This window comes from Bacteroidia bacterium, from assembly GCA_039924845.1.
Classification (GTDB): domain Bacteria; phylum Bacteroidota; class Bacteroidia; order DATLTG01; family DATLTG01; genus DATLTG01.
Genome location: JBDTAC010000081.1, coordinates 1 through 7,178, shown reverse-complemented (window position 1 = coordinate 7,178; position 7,178 = coordinate 1). Strand labels below are relative to the sequence as shown.

Here is a 7,178-nt window from a genome sequence, read left to right as displayed (position 1 = left end):
AAATGTATATCTTCGACAGATGGGGAAATCTCATCTTCTATACCACTAATCTCAGTCAAGGTTGGGACGGTAAAGTAATGGGAGGAGCAAACATCGTTCAACAAGATGTATATGTTTGGAAAATTGTAACAAAGGATTTTTTAGGACATAACCATCAATACATCGGGCATGTATCTGTTGTCAGATAACAAACTAATCTCGAAAAATTAATTCTAAAGCCCTCCCAAAATGAGGGCTTTTTTTACACCCCTAGAAATTAATTTTTGAAAGTGGAAAATCGGAACGAAAGGATTGGGAATTAAGATGTTCGATTAAAAGGCACAATGGTCATACTCAACTTTATTCAATATCCCCAAAAGGAAATTAACAGACGCTGAAATAATTTCGGGGAAGTATCTATGTTTTTCATCGACTGCGCTCGAACACGCACATGAGAAACAAACAGATTGATTTCTTGTTCTTAGTTGGCTCTATATAAAGAGAGCATAAAGAATCTTTGTTATAAAAACAACATCGTGAAAAATTATTTTTTCAAAGCTGTTTATTTTCATAAAAAAAGCCTCCGAAAATTCGGAGGCTTTTTTTATTTATTGGATTGTATAAAATTATTGAACAATCATTTTATGTGTTACAATGTTATCGCCTACTTTCACACTGTAAAAATAAAGTCCTGCAGATAATTTAGCAGCATCTAATTTCATCGTGTGTTTTCCAACAGACAAATTGTTATTATTTGTTTCCATTACTAATTGTCCGAGCGTGTTGTAAACTTTTATCGTTACATTACTTGTTTGAGATAAACTTACCACAAACGAAGTAGATTTACTAAACGGATTCGGAAAATTTTGTGAAACCGACATCGCGTTAGCTGCTAATTCATTCACAGCCAATGGACTGAAATCATTTTCAGTAAACGATACGCTGCACATGTAATAATGCTGAACTGCCGAAGTGGAAGTTTGAGAAGCGTTGTTCGTTCTTGTTGTTGGAATCGTATATACATTCGGACTTCCAGTTTGTACCATCGTAATGTTGGATGCAAACATCCACCACATACTGGCATCAAAGGGTGTTCCTACACTAAAATTAACAACAGGCGTTTGGAAGTTAGTAGTTACATCAAAACCTTTTGCAAGTACATTAGGGTAAGCATTTAATGTATCAATATTCGGATCAGTATCCATCCACTCGTAAAATACTTTTTTTCCATCTTTTGTTCTGGAGACTTGTAATCTAGCGCCATTTCCAAGGTTTTCAGTAGATGGGGACCCTGCCCAAGTTGGGGTAGTAGCTGCCGTATTGTATTGTGCATTCAAGGAATCAATCCATAACGCATTCCAACCTGTTGATGTAGTATAAACATCAAACAATTGTTGTTTTTTGTAAACCTGCAAGGAATCCGAATTATTGGTAACATTGGCTACACCATTGATTTGGCAAGCAATGTGCAAATTGTAATTCGCATCCACCGTTAAACCAATACCGTTTCCTGCTCCTCCGTAAAAGAAAGGAACAACTTTTGACGAACTTTGGATAGCTGGCAATTTAGCCGTAATGTTAGCGATGGTAGAATAATCGTACACGGTCATTTTTGTCCATGTTCCTCCGCTATTTGTTGTTTTGAAAACAATTGGTTCGAAAGTTCCATTATATTGAGTTACAGAATCGTGTCCGATAAAAACTACGTAACCAACAGTTCCGTCTTGCGACCAAGCCATATTTCCAGAAGTACCGTATTCTTGGTTGGTATTACCATGCGAAAATTGTTCGTAAATTCTTGTTTGTGACCATTTAAACGTATCTGCTACAGCATCAAAAATACCATTGTTCACCACTACTCCATCTGATAAAAGATTGGTGGTGGTAGAAGCTGGTGCATTTGCATTCACGCGCTCGCCCAATACGTGTGCAACTCCATCATCTGTTGTTTGAGAGTTAATGGCTGCAAAATATTGAAACATTACTCCTGCACTATCGTGCAACAATCCTGGTTCAGGAATTACAAAATTGTGTTGGTGATGACCAGCATAATTAGAACTGGCGAAATAATTTCCAATCCATTTAGTACCGTTGGTAATCGGACCGCTAATAACTACAAAAGCACTATCAACAACTGTATTTCCAGAAGGATTGTAAATCATACCAGAAGGATAACGACCACCTGAGTAGCTCATGTATTGTTCGTTATAAACCATTAATGTACTGTCCCATGCAGCTGCAGAACAAGCATTGCTAAAATTAGCTGAACTGCTCATTACTAATCCACTTCCACCAGCAGCGCCATTATTTTGGCGATGGGCAAAATTCACAATGTTTAAATCTTGGTCAGCAGTAAGTGCTCTACAATCTGCGTCAGAAGTTCCAAACGCGTTGTACGAACTACCGATAGAAGTTTCGCTCGAAATAAGAGCTGATTGTGTAGAATAACCGCTTACAATACGTGGTCTCAAAGCATGTGCCGAAAAACTAGTTGCTTTTGTGTTTGCATTTTCCACCGAAATGGCTGGAGCTCTCGCTAAAAGAATTGGTTTGATAATGGCATTTTTGTTTGTCTTTACAGCATTTTGTGCCGTAGCGCCAAAAACAATTCCAACACCCATTAGGAATAGTGATGTTTTTTTCATGTTTTTTGTTTTTAAATTTATTAATTGATAAAAGAGAATTACACTTTTAATTTTTAGAGTACACAAATATAAAAAAATATTTGTAACTTAACTATTCCGACAAAAAAAAGGAATGAAAGTTTAATTGAAATCTAATTTTGCCATTCAAAAAAATAATTTTGCCATTTTGGCATTCAAAAAAATAATTTTTCGAGAGGCACGATAATTGACAATCACAACCCAAAAAAATAATTTTATGAAAAGAAGTGTTTCCCAAATTTCATTATTGATTTTAGTTTTATTACTCGCAGACATCTACGCTTTTCAAGGCATTCGATACATAGCGGTTGTTTTAAATAACGAAATCCTAAAAACATTTTTGTACGTTTCCTATTGGTTATTTTCAGTTGTATTGTATATTGGTATTGCCATAACGGTAAAATATTTTCAAACAAAAAGTCGTTCGAAAAAATTTATTTCCTTCGCTTATTCGCTTTTCGGTTTATTGATTTTAGATTTAATTCCGAAACTTTTTTTCGTTTTTTTTCAAGCCATTAACGACGCCAGTTCTTTACTTTTTAAACTGCTTCCAAAAAATAATTTTTCGAACGTACATTTTACGCTCTTTACAAAAATTGGAATTGTTGTTTGGGCATTTCTTTTTTTCGCCATTCTTTACGGAATTATTTTTGGGAAATATAATTTTACCGTCCGAAAAAAAATTCTATCATTCGATCATTTACCTGCTGCATTTGACGGTTTACGGATTGTCCAGATTTCTGATATACACATCGGTAGTTTCAACAATCATTATATAAATTTAGAAAAAGCCATAAATTTAATCAACAAACAAAATGCGGATTATGTTTTTTTTACGGGCGATTTGGTGAATAATTACGCAAGCGAAACCGATGGTTGGAAACCTACTTTAGAAAAGATAAACGCAAAAAAAGGTAAATTTTCAATTCTCGGAAACCACGATTACGGCGATTATGGCGGATGGGATTCCGAAGAAGAAAAGAATAAAAATCTCGATCGTTTGAAGGAGTTTCATCACGAAATTGGTTTCCGATTATTATTAAATGAAAATGTAACGCTCGAAAATAAAGGAGAACAAATCTCGCTCATCGGCGTTGAAAATTGGGGAAAACCACCTTTTAAACAATACGGAAATTTAAAAAAAGCCTTGGAAGGTGTTCCAAAAAATAATTTTCAATTACTACTTTCTCACGATCCATCGCATTGGGATTTGGAAGTATTGAAAAAAACAAACATCGATTTAACGCTTTCCGGACATACTCACGGTATGCAATTTGGTTTTAAAATTGGCAATTTGCAATGGAGTCCGGTAAAAATGCGTTATCCACGCTGGGGCGGATTGTATCAAGAAAGAAAACAATTTTTATACGTAAACAGAGGATTGGGTTTTATTGGCTTTCCGGGCAGAGTGGGAATGTCGCCTGAAATTACCGTGATTGAATTAAAACGAAAATAAAATTCTCAAAAAAAGCGCTTCGAAAAAATAATTTTTCAAACCTGTTTTTTGGGTCTCGAATTTTCATCAAGAAAAAAGAAAAAAACTAACGTACAACCGTAACGGTTCCAGTACGTTTAATGGAAACATTACGATCAGTAACAGCTTCTAACAAATACACATATACATCTTCCTGAACGGTGCGACCATTCATTTTCCCATCCCAAAAACCATTCAAGGTATTCCATTGATAAATTAATTCTCCCCAACGATTGTAAATATAAACTTGCAGTGTTTTTATTCCGAAAAATTTCGGCGCAAAAACATCGTTTACACCATCTCCATTCGGCGTAAAAGCATTGGGAATGTACAAAGTAGGTTGCACATAAATCGTAACCGTATCCGTAGCAGAACACCCAAACGCATTACTCACGGTAACGTAATAAGTAGTGGTGCTATCTGGGCTTACGGAGGGATTTGCACAATGGGTACAACTTAAACCATACGGCGGATACCATAAATAATTAGAATCTCCGCTGGCTTGTAAAACAGTAGTTTCACCGGGTAAAATGGTTACATCTTCTCCCGCATAAACGTAAGGAATCGGTTTTACGTGAACAGTTACTGTATCTATCGCATTGCAATGCCCATTGGAAATATTTACTTTGTAAGTGATGTTTGAAAGCGGATTGGCGATTGGATTAAATATTTCATTATTATTCAATGCCTCATTGGGATACCACTGACACGAAATTCCACCAGACGCGTTGAGTTGAACTGATTGTCCTTGGCAAATAACAGTATCCTTAGAAATAGCAGGAACGACGGGCGCATATACTTGTATCGCAATAGAATCAGTGCCTTTACATCCATTTGAATCAACTGTATGCACGATGTATTCACCAGATTGATTGACGGTAATATTAGATGTACTTTGTCCTCCTAACCAAGAATAAGACGTATAGCGATTTCCGACATTTAGAAACACCGCCGAAGGTGGACAAAAAACTGTTGGACCAGAGGACGTAATATGTGTTTGGTTTTGATTGACCTTTACATTTATGGTATCTGATGATTGGCAAGCTGTAGTACTTATATTAACAGTGTAACTGGTGGTGGCAGGTGGATATACCACAGGATTGGCAATAAAAGCATTGCTTAAGCCTGTCGGCGGAACCCATGCGTAGCTCGTCCCTCCTGTTGCGTTAAAATGAACGGTATCTCCTTTACAAATGGTCATATCGGGTTCATGATTAATTGTAAGCGGCGGTAATACAATTACAATACCATAGGCAGTATCTCTGATATTACAGGTAGTTGGGTTGGTGCCAATCAATTCCACATTATATGTCCCAGGATTCATATAGGTATGTGTTGGAGCAACTAAATTCGAAGTATCTCCATCACCAAAATTCCAATAATACGATGTTCCATTCAAACTTGTATTGGTAAAAGCCACAGTAAAGGGCGCGCAGCCTTCGGCAGGATTTGGAAAAACGTTGTAAGCAGCAACCGTATTGGTTAAATCAAAACGAAATTTAACAAGCGCATTGTTGCAATTATTACTTTTGTTCGTATTTGACCATACACCAGGAGTAGTAGGCATGTCTGAATTTCCACCACAGCCACCGCAGATTGCTTGATACATCATTCCTGATTTATCAAAACGACTGGTACCGCCATCTACATGCTCCTGACTAATCGGACCACCGAAAAAAGTACCGTACCAAAGCGATGCGAGGTTTCGTTGAAAAACTGCAAAATAAAAATCGCCATCATTGGTAGTCGGCTGAAAAGCATTGCTGGTTATAGGCATCCCAATTACAGAACTGGTCGGCTGATTGTATCCATATAATTTTCCGCCCCAACCAGAAATATAAATATTTTCACATTTATCTACTAAAAATGCCGTAGGTGAAATATCAGGAGTCCCTCTTCCTGAGCCAAATACGGTTGAATAAATAGTGGTAGAAAGCGAATTATTTAATTCATCGATAAATTGACCACTATTGGGATTGGAATAAACACCTGCCGATACTGGATAAGCACCCGAAGTTTGTCCGTACAAATACGGATTTCCATATCTATCTGTTTGTACAAAATAAGATTGATCATATCCGCTTGTGCCGATATACGTAGATTGCATTAAGGCTCCACTATTGGTGAAATGTGTCAAAAAGCCATCGGAAAATCCTCCTTGAAAAATCGTGTGTAAAGCACCTGCTGTAGTAGGGAAATTTTTACTCACCGTTCCTCCCGTTACAAAAATATTTTGTAAATTATCAAATGCCATCGAATAAGCGGCATCATCATCGTGCCCACCTAAAAAAGTACTCCAAATTAGTGTCCGAAGCGATGCGTCCAATTTAAACACGCAGCCATCTTGCAAACCTCCCTGAAAAGTAGTTTGAAAAGCTCCTGAAGTAGTTGGGAAATCAGAGGATTGTGTACAAGCAGCGATATAAATATTGTTATTGTTATCTACTAAAATATCTCCACGCGCATCATCACTGTAATTGTATTTAAGGGAAGAAAGTACATTTTCATAAGACGTAATATTTACGCCATCGTCTTTACTTCCTCCAATATAAGTAGAAGCCAATAAAGTAGCTCCCGTAGCATCAAATTTAGTAATAATCATATCTGCTCCACCTTTTAATGTGCTACTGTATGCACCAGGCGTAGTGGGAAAATCAGACGAATAGGTCCTTCCAAAAATTAATAAATCATTGTTATTATCTACAATAATACTTTGCGGTTGTTCATTATTGCTACCGCCCAAATAGGTAGAATAAAGGAGCGTACTTCCAGCTGGATCAAATTTACTTACGGAAATATCCGTATGCACATAGCCCATATAAAAACTGCTGGTTGTATCAATACCACCGTGTCCGCCCCCCGCATAACTACCTTGAAATGCACCTGTAGTAACTGGATAGCCCACACCAAAAGCGATGCCTGAAGTATAGGCGTCTCCGAATGCATCGTATGTTGCCGACATTCCCCAATTATCAACGGTAGAACCCGTAAACGTTGAAAAAATAAGTGTTGGATCAATAATTAATGGAAATTTATTATTGTACGACTGTTGTATTTTGAAG

Annotated in this window: 4 protein-coding genes; 2 read left to right on the top strand and 2 right to left on the bottom strand. The window is 36.9% G+C overall.

Features of this window, described 5'->3' with window-relative positions; all coding sequences use genetic code 11:
* A partial coding sequence (locus tag ABIZ51_09445; GenBank protein ID MEO7089003.1) for a gliding motility-associated C-terminal domain-containing protein occupies positions 1–188 on the top strand: 188 nt, incomplete at its 5' end.
* 417 nt (positions 189–605) lie between these two features.
* Here ABIZ51_09445 and ABIZ51_09440 read toward each other — a convergent pair.
* The gene (locus ABIZ51_09440) at positions 606–2,624 is read right to left on the bottom strand and encodes a T9SS type A sorting domain-containing protein (GenBank protein MEO7089002.1); all 2,019 of its coding nucleotides are present in this window, start codon (positions 2,622–2,624) and stop codon (positions 606–608) included.
* A 235-nt stretch (positions 2,625–2,859) separates the two neighbouring features.
* Here ABIZ51_09440 and ABIZ51_09435 point away from each other — a divergent pair, with 235 nt between their 5' ends.
* Positions 2,860–4,098: a metallophosphoesterase gene (locus ABIZ51_09435; GenBank protein ID MEO7089001.1), complete on the top strand. Its 1,239-nt coding sequence runs from the start codon at positions 2,860–2,862 to the stop codon at positions 4,096–4,098.
* A gap of 85 nt (positions 4,099–4,183) precedes the next feature.
* Here the strand turns inward: ABIZ51_09435 and ABIZ51_09430 are convergent.
* A partial coding sequence (locus tag ABIZ51_09430; protein MEO7089000.1) for a gliding motility-associated C-terminal domain-containing protein occupies positions 4,184–7,178 on the bottom strand: 2,995 nt, incomplete at its 5' end.